The sequence below is a fragment of the Dyadobacter sp. CY347 genome (assembly GCF_021502655.1).
Lineage (GTDB): Bacteria > Bacteroidota > Bacteroidia > Cytophagales > Spirosomataceae > Dyadobacter.
In genome coordinates this window covers 860,790-881,164 of sequence record NZ_JAKFFT010000002.1, presented here as the reverse complement: position 1 = coordinate 881,164, position 20,375 = coordinate 860,790, and the positions used below count along the sequence as shown (strand labels likewise).

General features: G+C 44.4%; 14 protein-coding genes. 9 read left to right on the top strand and 5 right to left on the bottom strand.

Features of this window, described 5'->3' with window-relative positions; all coding sequences use genetic code 11:
- The first annotated feature begins 27 nt into the window (after nucleotides 1-27).
- The gene (locus tag L0659_RS04435) at nucleotides 28-2,394 is read left to right on the top strand and encodes a GH92 family glycosyl hydrolase (RefSeq protein WP_235124457.1); all 2,367 of its coding nucleotides are present in this window, start codon (nucleotides 28-30) and stop codon (nucleotides 2,392-2,394) included.
- A gap of 36 nt (nucleotides 2,395-2,430) precedes the next feature.
- On the opposite strand, the gene L0659_RS04430 is transcribed toward L0659_RS04435, so the two are convergent.
- The 5 genes from L0659_RS04430 to L0659_RS04410 all read right to left on the bottom strand — a co-directional run bounded on the left by L0659_RS04430 (nucleotide 2,431) and on the right by L0659_RS04410 (nucleotide 8,752).
- Entirely contained in the window at nucleotides 2,431-3,444 is a 1,014-nt protein-coding gene (locus tag L0659_RS04430) for an LLM class flavin-dependent oxidoreductase (RefSeq protein ID WP_235124456.1), read from the bottom strand.
- A gap of 119 nt (nucleotides 3,445-3,563) precedes the next feature.
- Entirely contained in the window at nucleotides 3,564-5,231 is a 1,668-nt protein-coding gene (locus L0659_RS04425) for a hypothetical protein (protein WP_235124455.1), read from the bottom strand.
- A 108-nt stretch (nucleotides 5,232-5,339) separates the two neighbouring features.
- Complete coding sequence (locus L0659_RS04420) at nucleotides 5,340-6,416, bottom strand: acyltransferase (protein WP_235124454.1); 1,077 nt, start codon at nucleotides 6,414-6,416, stop codon at nucleotides 5,340-5,342.
- Nucleotides 6,417-6,498: 82 nt separating this feature from the next.
- A complete protein-coding gene (locus tag L0659_RS04415; protein WP_235124453.1) occupies nucleotides 6,499-7,866 on the bottom strand; it encodes an exopolysaccharide biosynthesis polyprenyl glycosylphosphotransferase in 1,368 nt (455 codons plus the stop codon).
- 16 nt (nucleotides 7,867-7,882) lie between these two features.
- Nucleotides 7,883-8,752 (bottom strand): hypothetical protein, encoded by an 870-nt coding sequence (locus L0659_RS04410; protein WP_235124452.1) that lies wholly within the window; start codon nucleotides 8,750-8,752, stop codon nucleotides 7,883-7,885.
- 752 nt (nucleotides 8,753-9,504) lie between these two features.
- On the opposite strand from L0659_RS04410, the gene L0659_RS04405 reads away from it, so the two are divergent.
- From L0659_RS04405 to L0659_RS04370, 8 genes are all read left to right on the top strand, one after another.
- Entirely contained in the window at nucleotides 9,505-9,987 is a 483-nt protein-coding gene (locus L0659_RS04405) for a glycosyltransferase (protein ID WP_235124449.1), read from the top strand.
- A 35-nt stretch (nucleotides 9,988-10,022) separates the two neighbouring features.
- A complete protein-coding gene (locus L0659_RS04400; RefSeq protein WP_235124448.1) occupies nucleotides 10,023-10,871 on the top strand; it encodes a polysaccharide lyase in 849 nt (282 codons plus the stop codon).
- Nucleotides 10,872-11,022: 151 nt separating this feature from the next.
- Nucleotides 11,023-12,651, top strand: coding sequence for a DUF1800 family protein (locus tag L0659_RS04395; protein WP_235124446.1), 1,629 nt, complete (start codon nucleotides 11,023-11,025; stop codon nucleotides 12,649-12,651).
- 13 nt (nucleotides 12,652-12,664) lie between these two features.
- The gene (locus tag L0659_RS04390; RefSeq protein ID WP_235124444.1) at nucleotides 12,665-14,188 is read left to right on the top strand and encodes a DUF1501 domain-containing protein; all 1,524 of its coding nucleotides are present in this window, start codon (nucleotides 12,665-12,667) and stop codon (nucleotides 14,186-14,188) included.
- Between the two features lie 411 nt (nucleotides 14,189-14,599).
- Nucleotides 14,600-15,358, top strand: a complete 759-nt coding sequence (locus L0659_RS04385; protein ID WP_235124443.1) for a polysaccharide biosynthesis/export family protein — start codon at nucleotides 14,600-14,602, stop codon at nucleotides 15,356-15,358.
- Between the two features lie 5 nt (nucleotides 15,359-15,363).
- Nucleotides 15,364-17,721: a tyrosine-protein kinase gene (locus L0659_RS04380; protein WP_235124442.1), complete on the top strand. Its 2,358-nt coding sequence runs from the start codon at nucleotides 15,364-15,366 to the stop codon at nucleotides 17,719-17,721.
- A 56-nt stretch (nucleotides 17,722-17,777) separates the two neighbouring features.
- Nucleotides 17,778-19,130, top strand: a complete 1,353-nt coding sequence (locus tag L0659_RS04375; RefSeq protein WP_235124441.1) for a flippase — start codon at nucleotides 17,778-17,780, stop codon at nucleotides 19,128-19,130.
- Complete coding sequence (locus tag L0659_RS04370) at nucleotides 19,111-20,373, top strand: hypothetical protein (RefSeq protein ID WP_235124440.1); 1,263 nt, start codon at nucleotides 19,111-19,113, stop codon at nucleotides 20,371-20,373. The genes L0659_RS04375 and L0659_RS04370 overlap by 20 nt, the downstream gene beginning before the upstream one ends.
- Nucleotides 20,374-20,375 lie beyond the last annotated feature (2 nt).

Below are 20,375 nucleotides of genomic sequence, written 5' to 3'. Positions count from 1 at the left end.
TCCAAAGCTACTTTCAAATTTACCTATATGAAAACTAAGTTCTATTTAGCCGTAGCCTGGTCGTTGCTCGTATGTGCACATTGTCAAGTGATGGGCCAGAGTTTTCTAAAATATGTTGATCCAAACATTGGTACAGCGCATAGCCGCTGGTTTTTTTATACTCCTGCCGCTGTGCCTTACGGAATGGCCAAGCTGGCCCCGTCGACCAACGGGCATTATGGCAATCCGTCCGGGTGGGAGGCCGTCGGGTATGACACGCGTCAGAATTCCATAGAGGGTTTTGTGCACTTTCATGAATGGCAGGTGGGCGGAGTCAGTTATATGCCCACGACGGGCCCGCTAAAAACCAAGCCCGGTGATCTGGACTCCGTAAATAGCGGCTACCGCTCAAAATTTGACCGAAAAAACCAGGTTGCCCAGCCCGGCTATTATAAAGTATTACTCGACGATTATAACATTACTGCCGAGCTTACCGCAACCAAAAGGGTTGGTTTCCAGCGCTATACTTTTCCTGCTCATAATGAATCGCGGCTCATCCTGGATATTGGCAACAAGCAGGGAGAAAGCGACATTGTCACGGATGCCAGTATAAAAATGCTCGATGATACGCACTTTGAGGGCTACGTGATAACCTATCCCAAATACGTGAAAATATATGACGCGGAAGGAAAAGTTGCCATGTTCTTTTACGGCGAGCTCAGCAAAAAGCCCGCCTCCATTACAGCCTTTAATGCTGATCAGATAACCGAAAACAAGAATAGCGCTTTGGGCAAAGGCGCGGGTCTGGCACTGAATTACCAGACAAAGGATCAGGAGATCATTGAAGTTAAAACCGGGCTTTCTTACACCTCAGTGTCGAATGCCAAACAAAATTTTCTTGCCGAGGCAAGTGGTTTGTCTTTTGAGAATGCCAAAGCGCAGGCTCAGAAAGTCTGGCAGCAGCAGCTGGGCAAAATTGCAGTCGAGGATCAGGATGAGCAAAATAAAATTAAATTCTATACCGGCCTTTACCACGCACTGCTGGGCAGAGGCATTGCCAGCGATGTGAATGGCGCTTATCCCAAGCACGGCGGAAAGACCGGGCAGCTACCGGTGCAAACTGACAAGAACCAAAAATACGAGTTCATCAACACCGATGCCATATGGGGCGCATTCTGGAACATTACCCAGTTGTGGGCCCTATCCTACCCGGAATGGTATGGCAGCTTTGTCAATACACATTTGCAGATTTTCAAAGATAAAGGCTGGTTTGGCGATGGCATTGCCAACAGTGAATTCGTCTCGGGCGTAGGCACAAACTTTGTGGGCCTGGCCATAGCAGGCGCCTATAACGCAGGGATTCGCAATTACGATGCCGAATTTGCCTATAAGGCTATTAAAGCAAATGAACTACATTATAAAAATCGCCCGGTAGGCTCAGGCAAACTGGACACCAAGGCATTTGTAGAAGATGGCTATGTGCCTTTTTTGGAGCGGAAAGGCCAGGATTTTGTCACTGATTCCAGCGGATCCAACTTCTCTGGCTCTCATACATTAGAGTATAGTTTCAGCGCATTTGCCGCTGCGCAGATGGCCAAAGCATTGGGCAAACTCCAGGATTATGATCAGTTCACCAAACTCTCAAATGGCTGGCGGCAGATTTTCAACCCGAAAAACAAGCTGATGCAGCCCAAGAAAATCGATGGCAGCTTTATAGAAAAATTCGACCCATATCAGCCATGGCGGGGATTTCAGGAAGGCAATTCGGTACAGTACACTTTTTACGTACCACATAACCCGGCGGGCCTGATCGATGCCATTGGCCGGGACAACTTCAACAGCAGGCTTGACAGCATATTTACAGTCTCGGAGAAACTGGGGTTTGGCGGAGGCAAAACCATTGATGCATTTGCCGGTGTCAATTCCATTTATAACCATGGAAATCAGCCAAACTTACACACGAGCTGGTTATTCAATTTTTCAGGAAAGCCCTGGTTAACCCAGAAATGGACGCGGGCTATCGGAAGGGAATTTTACGGGACCGAGCCCATTCATGGCTATGGTTATGGACAGGATGAAGACCAGGGCCAGCTTGGCTCATGGTATGTGATGAATGCTTTGGGGTTGTTTGATGTCAAAGGCTTGACTGATCTAAGGCCAATTATACAAATCGGCAGTCCCTTGTTCAGCAAGGTTACAATTACTTTGGGCAATGGCAAGAGCCTTGTAATTGAAGCCAAAAACAACTCCAACGATCATGTCTACATTCAATCCGCAAGTTTTAACGGAGCGGCCTTGAATAACTGCTGGCTGTACCGTGATGAGTTGATGAAAGGCGGCACGCTTACCTTTGTCATGGGCGCTCAGCCCAATATGACCTGGGGAACCAAAACGCCGCCTCCATCAGCACAGTAAGCTGTATACCAGCCAGTTATTAAGAATACAGCAAGGTCAGGATACTGTATTCTGCACGCCTTTCAGGATTTCATAACTGTGGATACGCGCATCAGGATCAAAGATGTGGCTGGTGACCATCAGCTCATCAAGCTGGGTATGCTGCTGAAAATAAGCCAGATCGCTGCTAATTTTCTTCTGGTCGCCGATAAAGCTGTATTTCATCATTTGCATGACCGCTGCTTCTTCGTAATCTCCCCAAAGCCCGTCCATGCTTTCAACGGGCGGCTGCAAAGGCCTGCGCTTACCCGTGATAATTCCGGTAGCCAGCTGAAAGAAGGAAGTAGCAAGCCGCTCTGCCTCCGGATTTGTGTCAGCCGCGATCACATTTACACAGGCCATTACATAAGGCTTTGCAAGATATTTCGAGGGTCTGAAATTGCGGCGATAAAGCGCTATGGCGGTAAGGAAATGGGTGGGCGCAAAGTGGCTTGCAAATGCATAGGGTAATCCCAGGTGAGCAGCCAGTTGCGCACTGTCGGTACTCGAGCCCAGTATCCAGATCGGAATGTCCAGCCCTTCACCGGGAATTGCGCGCACTTTGGCGCTTTTGTTATCAGCTGAAAAATAATTCTGCAATGCAATCACATCATCGGGAAAGTCCTGGGCGGATTCCATGTAGTTGCGACGGAGCGCGCGGGCGGTCACCTGGTCTGTTCCGGGCGCGCGGCCAAGGCCCAGGTCAATGCGTCCGGGGTAAAGAGAGGCAAGCGTGCCAAACTGTTCGGCAACGACCAGCGGCGCGTGATTAGGCAACATAATGCCGCCACTGCCCACACGGATCGACTTCGTACCGCCGGCAATGTAACCGATCAGTACCGAAGTGGCCGAGCTGGCAACACTTTCCATGTTATGGTGCTCGGCGAGCCAGTATCTGTTGTAGCCCAGTTCCTCAACGCGCTGGGCGAGCCGGAGGCTGTTTTTAAATGTTATGGACGCATTATTCCCTTCCGTGATCGGAGCAAGATCAAGAATGGAAAATGGTATATCTTCAATAAGTTTATCTGCCATGTTGCTTTTTACTAACTATAAGAATGCTGTTAGTAAAAAGGATTTAGTTACCCTCTGAGTTCCCTTTCATTGAGCATTGCTGTAATAAACAGCATGAGCTTGTCACTTATTGACACGCTTTATTCTTTCTCAAAAAGAACCAGCTTCACATCGGTTGCCAATGACGCTGACGGAAACGCTTGTGTTGCTTTGCCAAAGCGGCTCATGTAGGATAGCACATTTTTATTGGCATCCACATTGTGATAATACCACTTGGGTTCATTTTCAATATCACCTAGTTTAAGGCTGTTATATGGTTTGTAAACGTACCATATACGCTTGTGATCTTTCAAAACGCTCACTTCGGCTTCCATTTTCTTAAAGTAGCTTTCAAAATCTGTTGATTGCTGGCGCATGTCGCTGCCGTAAATGACGTTGAAATTCAGGCCATATACTTCTTCGTAGAATTTATAGGAAGGCAGGTTATTCCAAAAAACATAGACAATGTCACCCGGCCGGTAATGCTGTTTTAAATATTGCATGGCCTCGCGCTGGCGGGATTTTTTATAATCACCAAACAGATCCGGGTTAATGACCTGAGCAAACGAGTTCAGGGCTGGCGCGGCAATAAGCAGGAGCACGATCAATTTTGTAGCCAATGAAGAGCCGCTACGCTGCTGTAAATGCTCAATTCCTTTCCCCACGACCATCAACAGTATCGGCGCCAAAAATACCGCCATCCGCTCCTTAACCGGATAAAGCTCCACCGAGGATGCAACCAGCGCCAGCAAGACTGGCATCGACCACAACAGCAAAGTTCCTTTTTCTAATTTAAAAACCCGCCATAACCCCGCCAGACCCATTGCCACGGCTATAAAAGGAAACCTGGCCAAAACGCGCAGCGGCTGCGAATACGGGACCGTATAATCCAGTTCGAGCCACGAAAGCCCCATCGGGTAACGGATCAGGGCGTAAATTTGCGCGATGGGCCAGCCCAGATCCGATATAGTCCGCGGAAAAAGCGGCATAAACGCCTGCCGGTTGCGCCAGAACTGCACCAGCCATTCTTCCTGCGGGAAGCGGCTGATAAACAACACATACTGAATCAGAAAGCTGGCAAGCCACAGGCTGAAAGGGATCATATGAAGCCAAAACATCTTCCAGTCCTTTCGGTACAGATCACGCAGACCCACGGCAGCTGCAATGCCAAAGAATACAAACAGCGAAGAGAACGAAAACCAGAGAATAACCGCTCCGGCAATCCCCCAAAGCACAAGCCGTGGCACCGCCCGGGTCTGAAAATTCAGCGTATAAAGGTAAAGGCCCAAAAGGGTGGCTAAAAGCTCGACCCCGTATTGTTTGGCCTCGACGGCGTGATAAACCAATGGCGGCGCTAGGGCAAACATGGCTACTGTGGCCAGAAAAGCAGCTTGCGATCGCAGAAAAAAATGTGCTACCCTTACAACTAATAACAGCGAGGCAATCCCGCTCAAAAACGGCACAAGCCTTAACGATGCTTCCTTATTGTCCCACAAAATAACGACGAGCCTTTCAAGCATTAGAAATCCGAGCGGGGCACGCTGCATGTATTCCAGCGGCTGCCAGGCCAGGGCCTTGAAGTCCATGTGAATCAGACTGGAAGCAAGAAAGACTTCGTCTTCCCAGAGTGATCGGTTATCAATGTAATGAAAGACCCTTATTAAAATCCCGGCTGCCAGTAACAGGTATAAAACGAATTTTGCCTGAAAAGAAGGTTTTGTTGTTGTAATCCCGTGCACTGGCGCAACGGTCATGGTCCGGTCAAGCATTAACTAAACTTATTTTTTTGGAGCAGGCAAAGAATATCGGTTAAAAGGTATTAAAAATTTATGAAAGTAATACGGATCGTGGTGTAACATTGTTTGTAGTACATTTAATCAATCCCCGCTTACAGTGATGTCGGCAAGCTTAGCAGGGACATGGGTTGCGGGCAATGCGCCTTTTTTTAACAAAAATGGCTTCTCAACGAAAATCCAGGAAAGATATCCAAGTAAACAGGCACCAAAAATAACAATCCATAGATAATTGATGTTGGCAAGCAAGCCTAGCGAAACCAGGATATTCAGAATCAGGCCGTGATAAATATACACCCCATAGCTGATGTCATTTCCTTGCAGCAGCTTCTTAGACAATCCTACACCTGAATATGCCACTGATATAGTGCATACGGACAGGTAAAGCAATGAAAAAAGAGAAAGTGACGGAGCGCTGAGAGCAGGAAAGAGAATTTTTATAAGAATAAACCCTACTACCCAATAAATTCCTTTCCCATAGATCCACCTCGATTTGTATATCTGAAAGCGCTGCATGACAACCCCTGCCAGAAACAAATAAAAATGAGGAAAGTAAGTATACCGCAGCAACTTTTCGAGCCGGACCTCGCTGCTGGTGCCAATGCCTGGAAAATAGATTTTCGCAACAAAGGCGATCACAAAAAACACAAGGAATGCACCTATAATAAGGTAATTCAAATTCTTGGTCTTCCGGCCAAGAAAATAAACGACTGGAAGCACGAAATAGAATTGCATTTCCACACAAATCGTCCACAGGCTGCCATTGTATGAGCCAAAACCAAAATTTGTCAGAAAATCAGGGGTATAGATTATCCCTCCCATTTGGCCAAGGAGCCAAATGAGGGCCGTCTTGTTAAAAAAGTCAAATCCAAAGAAACTGGCAACTCCAATCGTGACGATTAAACATGCCCAAAGCCCTGGAAAAATCCGCAAGAACCGATTGCGGAAGTAATGCCGAAGATCACTGCTGCGCTCAAAGGAAGCAGAGATAAGATACCCGCTTATGGTGTAAAATATGGGTACGCCCGGAAAATACAAGAGTGGGACCGCCCAGTCGGGAGTAGGGATCTGCAAATGATCAAACGTATGAAATATCAACACTTGAAGCGCAGCGAAGATCCTGATAAGATCGAAATTATTGATTCGGAAGGACTTTTCCATTAGAGTAGGGACGTGTAAAATAAAAAGTTTTGGATCGATACCGGGACGCAGCTAGCCGTGATCAGCGGCGCAAAACATACGCTTATCTTCCCTTGCCCAGCAAAATCACCTGGATCGTCAGGAATATAAGATAGATATCCGTTGTGATGCTGTAAGAGTTCAGATAAAGCATGTCATATTTGAGCCTGAGCAGATTTTCTGATATGTTGCTTGCATAACCGACCTTTATCTGACCTATGGATGTGATTCCCGGCCTGATCGTCAGGACTTTCTGAAATGAATGGCTCGCCTCGCCCATTAACATATCCACATCATATTTGTGAAGTGGCCTCGGACCAACAACGGACATGTCGCCTTTTAGCACATTGAGAAACTGTGGAAGTTCATCCAGACGTGTCCGCCGGAGAAATCTGCCTACCACCGTTATACGTGGGTCCAGTGCGCCCAGTGAATGCTGAAGTCCGTATTTGTGCGCATCGCTATACATGGTCCGGAACTTGATAATTTTGAACTTTTTACCCCACCTTCCTGTGCGCTCCTGCAAGAAAAAGACGCTTCCTTTGGAAGAAACCTTCACTGTAACCATTACCAGTAAGAATATCGGCAACCCCAAGATCATCACAATCGAAGAAAACGCAAGGTCGAAGGCACGCTTGGTAAACTGCTCGTCTGAATTGGTCAGTGCCTTGGTCCGGACATCGATGATAGGAAAATCTTCAAGAGCTCTCATGTTGAGCTTTTTGGAGAGAAATTTGGGATAATCCGGAACCAGGCGAACGTGCGTATTTTTCCTTTCGGCCAACCTGATCACACCCTTGACCTGATCTGTGTTCATCTCGGCCAGTGCACAGTAGACAAAGTCAGGCTTGTGGGTTTCTATAAAATCTTCGAGCTTTTCAAGTTGTATCTGCTTACTATCAAATTGGAACGAGCCGCAATAGGCATATCCAAATTCATACTGGTTCTCATAGAAAGGCCTGATCAGATCATTTAAATCCTCGTCTCCGACAATAATATATCGCTTCACCATGACTCTGGACCTTTTCAGGATCCATAGCACAGCGGTGATCGTGAAGTGCACGATGAATATGAGAATCGTAAAAACCTGGTATCCGGCAAAGATCCAGTTCTCACTGATCTGGGGTGTATTTCCACTCAGATAGATGAAGACCTCCATACAAACCAAATGTACCGTGCCTGTCAGCAACAGCCGCCAGAAACGCGCCAGATTGTTTTGCGAATTGAATGAAGGCGTATAAATCTCAAACAGATTTACACAAACTATCCATAACAGGTTACTGATCAGCAGTATCCCCGTGTAGTTCTGGTGATCAAAAGTCTTGGCACCATACCAGTTGACCCCGGATGCGATCAGGTAAGCACAATTCAATAAAAGGAGATCAGTCCACAAGTAGAACAATGAACGGCGTTGAGTAGAATAGGACTTCATAACGTTTGGAGGAATTTTAGAGGAGGCGATGGAATAGTAGTGTCAATTTTTCAAATATGTTAGTAACACCATTGGACTGGGGACTTTGCTTTCCGATTAAGTAATTGAATGGAGGTTCATCACTCATTTCGTTGCGCGGGCTAAATGCCAGCATTCCACTGATATCTTTGACCAAATGAGTACTCGGAACCACAGCCAGACCGTAATTCTTGAAAAGCGTGTACTGCCATTGTACTTCCCAATTTTGCTTCTTACCATCTTCAAAAACCTGATCAAAGCGCTCATACCAATATTTTGAAATGTGCTTATCTCTGACGAGCCGCTGAATATGGTTTTGGCTTTTCATATCAGAGAGTTGTTCCATCCAAAAATCATACTTTTCCCAAGCATGTTTCCATGTGGCCCAACCTCCGGTTTCTGCTATGAGGCTGAAAATATGGTCCGCATCATTTGCCTCGAGCTTTTCACTTCTATGCGCCCCGGAGATATGCATGATCCGTTCATTGTCGCGGTACATTTCCAGCATCGATTTACAAAAGCTAAAAAAATCCGGCTGCGGGAAATAATCATCTTCTAAAATAATTAGCCGCTCGCTGGATTCGAAAGCCCAGGAAATTGCGGAAGATACGCCAAGCGCACAACCCATATTAGTTTCAGGGAACCATCTTTCCACCTGGCAAGGCCAATCAATTTGAGAATCATTGAGAAGACATCGACAAGTTTCTACCAAATCAACATCATCAATATGATCTAATCGGGGTGCGTCAGAAAATAAATATAAATGAGTGGGTTTTAATTTCCTGATTTGTTCAAAAACCAGGCAGGTTGTTTCCGGTCTGTTAAATGTGATTAACAAAACAGGAATGTCAAACAATTTCTTGTTCATTCAATTACGTTAAATTAAATTCAGGAGGATACTATTGCATATAACATTCAGAGCAATTACTCAAATTGATAATAAGCAATTTAGAACTTCACTAATATCTGACTCTTTTGCATATGAGCTATATCAAGGAAAATCATTTGAGATGATTTTGATATGCTATCAATTTAAAAAGAGTGGATTTAAGGACAAATGTGTTGACAAGACCGATTTGACGATTCAAAACTACAATACGGATTATTTAGCCAACTTCTTTTTGGGGTCAAATCAATTAATTGTGGGGTGATAATATCTTTTCTAAACATAGTGGTATATTTTTCACAAAATCAGATGATTGGGGTTATAAACAATATATAAGAAAAATACCATTGAATACATTAGAAAACTGCGCACACAAAATGGATGAACGATCGATTATATCTATCAATAATTAAAGAAATTTACAGACAAAATGGTTAAGCATTTAAATGTTTTTATGGCTGTTTGATATTTAGTTTTATATTCTTTCATTTTTATATAATAGCAATACTTCATTTTCCTGAGTTTTTAGTTGTACGCCCGCTTGTCGAAATAGTTTAACCTTGATAAATACTGAAAATAATCCTAAAATCATTGCCCCCAAAGAAGGCGGTATTATACCCTGATATTCGCTACGATTACCCCAAAAAGTTACAGAGATGGACTTTGAAAAGTTAAACTTGCAGAGACGAGACCGACGCATGAATTTGTGTCTACCTTTTTAATCCTCTATCATCATGATTTTTGTTACCGTCGGAACTCAGGGCCCATTTGATCGGCTTATTACGACCATGGATGAACTTGCGCTTTCTATGCCAGATATTCCAATTGTTGCGCAGGTTGGTGAAAGCAAGTATAAAGTCAGAAATATGCACAGCTTTGCATTTACCAGTTCTTTGGACATGGAAATGTATTTCAACAATGCGCATCTGATAGTAAGTCACGCAGGAATGGGGACAATCATATCTGCCTTCGAGAGAAAAAAGCCGATTGTTATTTTTCCCAAGCTTGCCAAGTTCGGCGAGCATCGCAATGACCATCAGCTGGCCACAGCAAAACGGCTTGAAAGCCTTAATTACCTGCACGCAGCTTACGATTTCACAACATTGAAAGCCAAGGTTTCTGCTGCGCTGACAGGCGAACTGACACCACTGCACAATGTGGGAAAATATGCATCAACTGAGCTGATTACATCTTTACAGACATACCTGACGATGTGAGTCAGCCACCGAACGCATCCAAATCCAAGCATTACATGTTAGCCAATGCCACCCGAAGGTGGGCTGTAATGCTCGTCACTGCGTGCCTGCCTTTGCTGCTAGGCAACTGTGAACCTATGCATGTCGACAAGCCAGAGGAGCCGATCGACATGCAGCACCCGGCGGATAACATACTGGCCAGCTACAATTTTAACGAAAAGATCGGTGAATGGTCCGAAAGAAACACCTGTTGTGATTGGTCAGCGACTCTTACCGACTCAATCAAACGCGGAGGCTTGCGGTCGGCCCGGATCGAACTTCGAAAGGGTGACTTATCCATGGGCGTGCCCTGGTCGGAATTTGGTCTTTCACCCAACAAAAATCGTGAAGAGTGGTATGCGTTTTCTGTCTATTTCCCTCAAAGTTTTGTGAAGGATACCATGGAGGAGAGTATCGTTCAATGGCAGGCATTGCCCGACTTTTCCAAAGGTGAAAATTGGAGGAGTCCACCGCTGCTGCTTGGCGTTTTGAATGATAATGTCGTGCTGGAAATCAGATCTGACAGCAAAGAAGTAAACCAGCAGGGCGACTATTCTTTCACCCGGCTGAACCTTGGAAAACTTGAAAAAGAGCAGTGGCTTGACTGGGTTTTTCACGTTCGATGGGCTTATGACAACACAGGCATCATTGAGGTCTGGAAAAATGGAAAACTTATTTTGCAAAGACTTAATGAGCCCAATGCTTATAATGATGCCATGTATCCCTATTTCAAAATTGGTTTGTACAAATGGGGGTGGGAACTGAAAAACAAATCGGTTACAAATTCGAGGGTAATCTTTATCGACGAGGTTAAAGTGGGCAATGAGCGCTCCGGATATGAAAAAGTCGCTATCCAAAGCCGTTAGTACCCGGTGTTCAGGACCAATTGGGCATCATGCTGGAAATAATATGTAGAATAGTTTGTAGTATGCTTATAAAATGTTAACTATACGTATTAAGATAACATTGTATAAAACTTCAACCTATATGACAAATTTCTAAGCAATCTGAGTTTATATGCCCTATCTGGACAAATACCAATCTCCTCTAACATCACGACAAGCAGCCCACTTATTGAGAAGGGCGACCTTCGGGCCAACTCCTGATGAAATTACCCAATTTACCGGCCTGACTGCCCAAAACGCAGTTCAGAAACTTTTCGATAATGTTTCTGTCACGGCCACTCCGCCGCCGCCCGTGGTGATGGACCAGAATAGCAGTATTGCCGGGCAAACATTCATGGAAAAGCCCTTTGATTACCAGCGCAGGTTTGAATATTCCTACTTTGTCAAATACTGGTGGATCGGCCTGATGGCAGATCAAAATGGAGCCCCGTCAATCCTTGAAAAACTAACTGCATTCTGGCAAAACCATTTTGTCACCACGCATAAGGTCGTTGAAGATTACCGATATATATACCGGTATCTGATGCTGCTGCGCAGCAAAGGATTGGGAAGCTTTAAAACACTGACGATCGAGGTTACCAAAGATCCGTCCATGCTCGTATACCAGAATGGAAACGAGAATGAGAAGGACCATCCCAATGAAAACTATGGCAGGGAGTTGCAGGAGCTCTTTACAGTTGGGCAACGCAATAAATCAGACCAGGCTAATTACACCGAAGAAGACGTAAAGCAGGCCGCGCGTGTTTTAACTGGCTGGCAGGCTGTTAATCAGTATGTTAATGGCTCCACTACCATTGGGACGGTCTTCAATAGCAACAGGCACGATTCCTCTAACAAACAGTTTTCGCACCATTATAATAATAAAGTGATAACCGGGCGCTCAGGACCGGACGCAGGAAATCAAGAAATAAACGAACTGGTCGATATGCTTCTGGCGCATCCGGAGGCGCCCAAATTTATTTGCCGGAAATTATACCGTTGGTATGTAAATACAAACGTAACAGACCAGATCGAAACCAATGTAATTGCACCGCTGGCAGCATTTTTCGCCAGCCCGGCAAATAACTATGCAATCGGTCCGGTACTACAGAAGTTGCTGACGAGCGAAATCTTTTTTGACCGTTCAAACCTGGGTGCAATCGTAAAATCCCCCGCAGAGCTCGCCATTGGCTCGCTCAGGCTTTTTAAACATAAGGTTCCTCATCCGGTAAAAGAATACGCGGCATTTCGTGATTATGCTCAGCCTACCTACTGGCGAATGGTTGACATGCAGCTGAATTTCCTGGATCAGCCCCTTGTATTCGGCTCTTTGCCTTACTATCAGACGGGGTATTCCATGAACTGGATTAATGCCTCTACCATTGGTATGCGGCGCAAAATGGGCGAAACCTTCATCTATCCTTATCAATATCATCCGGGTTATACATACGGCATAGACTTTCTGGCCTGGGTCGTTTCTTTGCAACCAAACTTTTCGGATGTTGACGGGACTCCTTGTATCACCTGTGAACAAGTATTTGAGGAATTGTCAAAAAACCTGTTTGCTAACGAGCTGTTTCAGTCGCAAAAGGATTTTTTGATTGATAAAATCATGATGCAAACTTCTACTCGAAGCTCATGGACCTATGAATTTAATGCTTACAGACGAAACCCATCAGAAGCTACAAAAGCCAATTTCTACTGGCGGCTGCAAGTTTTGATGAAGTATATGGTCGGTATGGCTGAATTCCAGGTCTTTTAATAATGCTAACAATATGAATAGAAGAGATTTTATAGCCGCAGCGGCAACGATGGCAGTCCCTGTGACGCTGAATGGTTTCAGTCTGAGAGCTTTTACACAGAATTCAGCATTGGTCCAATCACTTGCACAAGCTGGCGCGGCGTATTCAGACCGTATATTGGTGATGGTTTACCTGAATGGAGGCAATGATGGGCTCAACACCGTCATTCCGTTGGAATACTATTCTGCATACAACGACCTAAGACGCAACATTGCGATTCCCGAGAAAAGTGTGTTACCGCTGACTGGCAGCCCTGAGACCGGCCTTCATCCGGCGATGACAGGTTTGCAGCAACTCCACGCAGAAGGAAAGCTGGCAATAGTCCACTCAGTCTCCTACCCTAACCCGACTTTCTCACACGTACGATCGTCAGACATCTGGATGACTGGCGTAGATGCAGATCAATATGCCACGAGCGGATGGGCTGGCAGATATCTGGACAATAGGTTTCCCGGCTATCCCGAGCAATATCCAAATAAGGAAATGGAAGATCCTCTGGCGATACAAATTGGCTACGTTGGATCCACCAGCTTATTGGGAAACAAACAGTCGATGGGCATTTCACTTGTCAGCCCTGATGAATTTTATCAGCTCGTGGGTCAGGAAAGCTTTGTTCCTGCAACCGACCTTCCCTGCTGCGACTCCGGCGATCTGATAAAAGCCATAAGGCAACAGCAGGTTTTAGCCATTGAATATAGCTCCGAGATAAGAAAAGCGGCCAGTTTAGGTAAAAACCTGGCTGCTTACCCCGAGGGCGAAAATGAATTGGCACAACAGCTAAAAATTGTGGCGAGGCTGATTCAGGGCGGGCTTAAAACTAAAATTTACTACGTAGAGATGGGCGGGTTTGATACCCACGCTGCCCAGGTAACTAATTCGAGCACCACAGAAGGGACGCATGCGACTTTATTGAAAAACTTGTCGAGTGCGATCAGCGCTTTTCAGAAGGATCTTGAAATGTCAAATTTAGAAGACCGGGTAATGGGAATGACTTTTTCGGATTTCGGCAGGCGAGCCAGCTCCAATGCTTCAAAAGGAACGGACCATGGGATTGCAGCACCGATGTTTTTGTTTGGAACAGGTTTAAAACGGCAGCAGATCGGCACAAATCCGGACCTGGTAAAAGATCTTGTTCCGCCAAGCGAAACCGCTCAGAACAATCAGGACTTAAAGATGCAAATCGATTTCCGCAGGGTATATAATGACCTGCTTACCGACTGGTTCGGCACCCAGCAGTCGAAATCAGATCAGCTTTTGTTTAAAAACTTCAAAACTACTTCGCTATTTTCAGACTTGGTCCAAACAATTGGCTCTGGGAATTGGCAGGACCGATCGATCTGGTCTACCGGGCGTCCCCCCGGTGCAAAGGATTCGGTCCAGATCAATCAGGGTCACATCGTAAAAGTACAAAAAAACGCTTCGGTGAAGGAAGTGTTTGTCAGCTCGGGTGGCGAGTTAGCATTGTCGGGAAATGCCACTGTGTTGACCAGCAAATAAGTCGCCTAACGTATATGATGCTAGGTTCGAAATCCTGCGGAAATATCAGCGCTTCAATATAATGTTGAACTATTCAAATGTTCCTGACTAATTAGCTGTTTTGCAAAATTAGTCAGGAATATTCTTTTGAAAACGGGTTCCAAATATGCGCTAACCTGACCCAATTTTCATACCCCCCTTTTTTCCCTTTGCACCCCAGAGTCATCCCGAAACACCCCAAAAACTTGAAGCAACTCAATTACAATACCGTATTTTATGCTGTAATCAACGCTCCTCCTCAGCATGAAGTCAATTGTACAGGCATTAATTCAGTCCTGCTCTTTTAATTTTTGTTTAGCTAAATACAAAAATTCATCCAGTATTTCGAGAAACACATTATTAAACTCATTTTTAAGATTTAATACTTACTTATTGATCTCAGCGTTTTTGCTGGTTCAGCTTGCTTGCAGTTCTTACAAAAAAGTACCCTACTTTACAGATTTAAGAAGGGATTCTCTTGTTACGGATATTGTCAAAAACTATTCGCCATTAACGATCCAGCCAGCTGATATATTGGGTATAAATGTAACCAGCAGAAACCCGGAATCTTCCTCGATATTTAATTACAATTTAAACCGGGTGAATGGCAGTAGCTACGATCAATCTTCCAGTAATCCTATAACAGGTTACATGGTAGATCCAAATGGGAACATCCATTTACCATTAATTGGAAAGATGAAAGTTACGGGGCTGACAACGACATTATTGAGCGATTCATTAACCAAAGTTCTCCTTACATATTATAAAGATCCAGTCGTAAATATACGCGTCATTAATTTCAAAGTTGCTGTTTATGGTGATGTGCAACATCCCAATATTTACACCTTGCAAAACGAGCGGACAACCATAACTCAGATTTTAAGTATGGCCGGTGATTTAAATATCACAGCTATGCGCAACAACATTATTTTGGTAAGAGAAGAAAATGGAAAGAGAAATTTTATCCCTATTGATCTTACATCAAAAAAGCTATTTGAATCGCCCTATTTTTATCTCAAAAACAATGATGAGATCTATGTGCAGCCTGACCGTACCAAGTATGCAACAGTAGACCGGGGTTATCGTGTTACCACGCTCCTGCTCTCGGGACTTTCCATTATTGCCATTGTTCTTTCGAACTTATACAGATAAATATAATGAGTACTCAACAAGCCACTCTTGCTACATTCACATTACCGGAAGCAAGAAGACAATCTTTAAATATCAGCAATACAATTAACAAGTATTTGTATCACTGGCCACTGTTTGTAATCAGCTTAACCTTGTCGATTGCCGCTATTATTTTTTATTTAAAAATAGCCAGGCCGATTTACGAGATCAATGCAACCATTGTCATACAGGATGAGAAGAAAAACCAAAACCAGTCATCCCCGCTTCACGAAATTGATGCGCTAAGCACTTCCAGGATTATAGAAAATGAAATCGAGGTTTTCAAATCCAAGCAGCTCATCAAGCAAGTTGTTGAAGAACTATCATTGGGTGTAGGTTACCAGGAAATCGATGGTGTTTTCTCACAAGATCTATACAATTCAGGTCCTGTAAAACTTACTGTCACCCAGGCAGGCAGCAGGGATGGCAGCATTACGTTGACTATCAAAGACCGAAAGACGTTTTTGATCAGAATGCCTGATAAAACAGACAAAGCCGTAAGCTTTAAAGATAGCTTTAAGAATAAGTTTGGCACATGGAAACTGGAACCTACTGAAAATCTAGATGCATTTATTGGTAAGGAAATTAAAATTTCTGTTTCCGATGTTGAAAAAACAGCTTTAAGCTATCAGAGCAAATTGTCTGTTGCACTTTCCAACAAGCTTTCCACGACCATCATTCTATCCATCGACGATGAGGTTCCGCAACGAGGAAAAGATGTTCTCAACCGGCTCATTTTCAACTACAACTTAACGGGCACGATGCAGCGTAATCGTGAGGCCAGAAATACGCTTGACTTTATTGACCAGCGTTTGTCCTCCCTCAGCACAGAACTCAATGATGCTGAAAAAGGAATTGAGGTTTTTAAAAGCGCCCGCGGCCTTACCGATATCAGCTCTAATTCCAAGATAAGTCTGGAAAATATGCAGACCAATGATGCCCATCTCAATGAGGTTAATGTTCAGTTGAGTGTTGTTCAGGAAATTGAGAAATACATCAACTCCAATCAAAGTCAGGACAAAACGCCTACGACGCTTGGAATCGACGACCCTGCATTGCGAAGTATGATTGAGAGACTTGCCCAGCTGAATCTTCAGCGCGAGCGTTTACTGGCGACAACTCCCGAAACAAACCCTGATTTTGAGCCGATTAACCGACAGATCGTTACGACGAAGGCCGCAATCCGGGACAATGTTGGAAGCATCAGAGCATCATTGCAGAACACCCAGCGGAAATTGCTGTCATTCAATCAGAATTTTGAATCTTCCATCAAAAGCATTCCTACGCAGGAGCGCCAGTATATCAGTATCAAAAGACAGCAGGCGATCAAGGAAACATTGTATACATATCTGCTGCAAAAACGTGAGGAAATTTCAGTTAGTTATGCGTCAAAACTGGCGGAAGACCGTATCGTTGACCATGCTTATTCCGGCCCGGCAAAACAGACACAGCGGTCGATGGCCTTTGCCGGCGCGCTGCTCATTGGCCTGGGACTTCCGATTGGCCTGATTTACGTGCGCGGACTTTTCAACTCCAAAATTCAAAGCATCCAGGAAATCAAAGATGAGGTGGACCTCCCCGTTGTTGCTGAAATACCCTTGGAAATTTCCCGTAACACAATTCAGATCGAGAGCAACAAAGCCACCGCGATCGGTGAACAGTTCCGGTCTTTGCGGCTGAAACTTTCCTACCTGTCCAATAATGCATCCACAGGCCGGGTGACCCTCATTACATCCAGTGTGCCGGGAGAAGGAAAAAGTTTTGTGAGCAGTAACCTGGCCGTGAGCCTTGCATTGTCGGGCAGAAAGACCATTATTTTAGAACTGGATCTTCGCAAACCCAAATTGAATGCCATTTTCGGCACCGATAACCAGCACCCGGGCATCAGCAACTTTTTAAACGGGACTGCGTCGCTTGATGAGATTATCCAGGTGTCCGTTTCAAAATCCGAAGTTGACATGATTGGCTGTGGGGAACACATACTGAATCCAAGTGAATTGCTTGAAACACCCCAGCTTGCCTACCTGATCGAATATTTGCGCAACCATTATGAGGACATAGTCATTGACAGCCCCCCGGTTCACCTGGTGTCGGACGCGATGATTATCTCGCCGTACGCTGACATTACCCTATACACGATCAGACAAGGTGTGACCCAAAAAGCGGAATTGAGCTTTCTGAAAGAAATCCAGGAGCAACAAAACCTCAATAATGTCAATATCATTTTCAATGGTATTCAAAGGCTGAAATACGGCTATGGATATAACTACAACGCCAATTACTATTATGACTCCAAGCGTAAAGGCATAGCCTCGCCTTTCAGTGACTTTTGGGGAAGATTTTAATTCCGTCTGTCCATACATTCCAGGTTCAAATCCCGACTTTATCACCCGCAGCATTAATGGTTCAATCAGTCACTACGCAAAAATCAAAGCAGCAGCTTACCAAGAATGTACTGTCACTGACGGTGGTACAGATTGCTACCTATGTGATGCCATTAATCTCCGTTCCGATCATTTCGCGCATCATTGGACCTGAAAAATACGGCATAATCAATTTTGCTGCCGCCTTAATCACGTATTTCACGCTCATCATCAGTTACAGTTTCGACTTTTCGGCAACACGGAAGCTTGCAAAAAGCCCGGATGATGCCGCATTACGCAATCAAATTTTCAGTGAAGTTTTTTTTACGCAGTGCTTACTGTTTGGCATATCGACGGCCGCATTTGCCGTTTTGCTATTTACGGTTGAAGATTTTAAGGCAAATCAAACTGTCCTGATATTCTCCTACACATTGTGTATCAGCCTGTTATTTACGCAAAACTGGCTGTATCAGGCCATGCAGGACCTGTCGAAGGTTGCCCTCTTTAATCTCATTAGCAGGTTAATGTTTACAGCCTCTATTATTTTGGTCATACGCCAGAATGATGACTACATCTGGCAGCCGCTATTGATCGGTCTTTCACAAACCATTGTGGCATTGCTGTCATTTTTCTGGGCCATTCGCAGGTATAAACTCAAATTTGTTCATATGCCGCTGCGCAGATGTGCACAGGTACTTTGGGAAGAAAAGACCATTTTCCTGTCGCTGATTTTCGTCAATCTGTATTCAAGCACAAATACTGTTATACTAGGTTTCTTTCAAAGCCAGGAGCAGGTCGGCTATTACACGGCCGGTCAGCGATTGATCATCATTGCCCAATCGGTGCTGGCGATGCCACTGGCTCAGGCGTTTTATCCGTTTATCGGGAAAGCATTTGGAGAAGGTCGCCAGCAGGGGCTGCATGTCGTACAAAAGCTGGTTCCTTTAATTATCCTTTTCCTTGGCACTGCATCGATAGCCATGTTTGTTCTTGGGCCATTTGTGATTACCCTGTTTTACGGGCCCCAATTTGAGGCTGCTATACCGGTCTTTCGTATACTGGCCATTGTTCCCTTGCTTTTTTCACTCAACAATGTATTTGGGATCCAGATCATGCTCAATCTGGGCATGGATACACAGTTTTTTAAAATATCAGTAGCCGCAGCGTTTGTAAGCATTTTCTTGAATCTCGTCCTGATCCGGCAATGGGGTTACATTGGCACCACATTCAACTGGCTGGCAACTGAATTGTTTATCCTGATCAGCATGTGCACGGTGCTCATCAGAAAGGGGATAAATCCATTTAACAGGGAATATTTCAGGCTCTCTGCCATGAGTGAATACGTTCAGCCGATGATCAAAAGGTTTCAACATGTTAAAGTCAATCAATAAAAACGGAAACATGCAAACCCTGAGCTATCCAAATACACGCGACATTCTCACCGATAAAAAGACCATATTCCTGTTCTTTTTAGTGATATGCTCTTTAAAGTATTTCGGAGCTGTGGCTGCTCAGGCCGGAATCCTGAAAAACATTTGCTATGCATACATGGTGGTAGCCATCCTTATGTCGATACCCAATTTTTTCAGGTATAGAGGCGGGTTTGTGTTACCGATCCAATTAATATGCATTGCCATAGTGATATCCATTTTTATGGCCAAATATACCTGGGGCCAGGGCCTGGAACACAGCGTTTCCACGATTCCCTATATGATGTGGTTTATTTTCTTTTACCTGTTAGGCTCAAATGTATCTGTCAAAACGATTGAAAACATTGTCCTGATTTACGGGTTAATATACATGCTATTGTTTCTTTTCCAGCTCACGCATACAGGCACAATCTATTTTGGAACTGTTGAGGAATTCAAAGAAGACCGCGGCATTATCCGGGTTAATTTTCCCGGTGGAGGCGTATTTTTTCTCGCTTGTTTTATTGCGATCAATAAAGTTACAAGTGATTTAAAAAATAAAATGATCTGGCTTGCATATGCATCCTTTGGCCTCATTGTAAACGTGCTGCAAGTAACAAGGCAGACGATCGCGGTCATGCTTTTCATATATATGTTACATTTCCTGCGCAATGTAAAGCTACCTCTGAAAATAGCAACGATTATCACATTTGGGCTGGGTTGCTATCTTTTCCTGGTCTCTGATAATGCCATAAGCAGAGGCTTGGCAGAGCAACAAAAGGCGGATGCCTCAGCCGGCGAAGAGTACATACGTATTTTGTCGGCCAGATATTTTCTTACCGAATTTACACCCAACACAGTGAGCCACATATTTGGCAACGGATTCTTTAATGAAACATCCAATTACGGGAAGACATTAAATGCGCTCAGTGTTAATTATGGGTATTTTCTATCTGATGTAGGGTTGGTCGAAGTGTATGTCGTATTCGGGATCTTGGCCATTATTGGCTTTGCAATGATTTTCATCAAGAGTTTTACAATCCCGGTCGATGCAGATCATTATTATCTGAAATATTATATCTGGATGATCATGGTCACTTCCCTATCTTCTGATTTCCTGGTTTCATACTATTATGTAATAACCACAGCGCTGGTTTTATACTGTTACCACAGGCTGTATGAAGAACAGAAAGTTATCAGCATGTTCCAATTGAAACGCAACTAAAT

Coding starts and splice junctions, on each gene's coding strand:
- L0659_RS04420 (WP_235124454.1), bottom strand. CDS start 6,416: ATGGAAAAGTCCTTCCGAATCAATAATTTCGATCTTATCAGGATCTTC.
- L0659_RS04375 (WP_235124441.1), top strand. CDS start 17,778: ATGGTTCAATCAGTCACTACGCAAAAATCAAAGCAGCAGCTTACCAAG.
- L0659_RS04405 (WP_235124449.1), top strand. CDS start 9,505: ATGATTTTTGTTACCGTCGGAACTCAGGGCCCATTTGATCGGCTTATT.
- L0659_RS04415 (WP_235124453.1), bottom strand. CDS start 7,866: ATGAAGTCCTATTCTACTCAACGCCGTTCATTGTTCTACTTGTGGACT.
- L0659_RS04380 (WP_235124442.1), top strand. CDS start 15,364: ATGAGTACTCAACAAGCCACTCTTGCTACATTCACATTACCGGAAGCA.
- L0659_RS04410 (WP_235124452.1), bottom strand. CDS start 8,752: ATGAACAAGAAATTGTTTGACATTCCTGTTTTGTTAATCACATTTAAC.
- L0659_RS04425 (WP_235124455.1), bottom strand. CDS start 5,231: ATGCTTGACCGGACCATGACCGTTGCGCCAGTGCACGGGATTACAACA.
- L0659_RS04390 (WP_235124444.1), top strand. CDS start 12,665: ATGAATAGAAGAGATTTTATAGCCGCAGCGGCAACGATGGCAGTCCCT.
- L0659_RS04395 (WP_235124446.1), top strand. CDS start 11,023: ATGCCCTATCTGGACAAATACCAATCTCCTCTAACATCACGACAAGCA.
- L0659_RS04400 (WP_235124448.1), top strand. CDS start 10,023: ATGTTAGCCAATGCCACCCGAAGGTGGGCTGTAATGCTCGTCACTGCG.
- L0659_RS04370 (WP_235124440.1), top strand. CDS start 19,111: ATGTTAAAGTCAATCAATAAAAACGGAAACATGCAAACCCTGAGCTAT.
- L0659_RS04435 (WP_235124457.1), top strand. CDS start 28: ATGAAAACTAAGTTCTATTTAGCCGTAGCCTGGTCGTTGCTCGTATGT.
- L0659_RS04430 (WP_235124456.1), bottom strand. CDS start 3,444: ATGGCAGATAAACTTATTGAAGATATACCATTTTCCATTCTTGATCTT.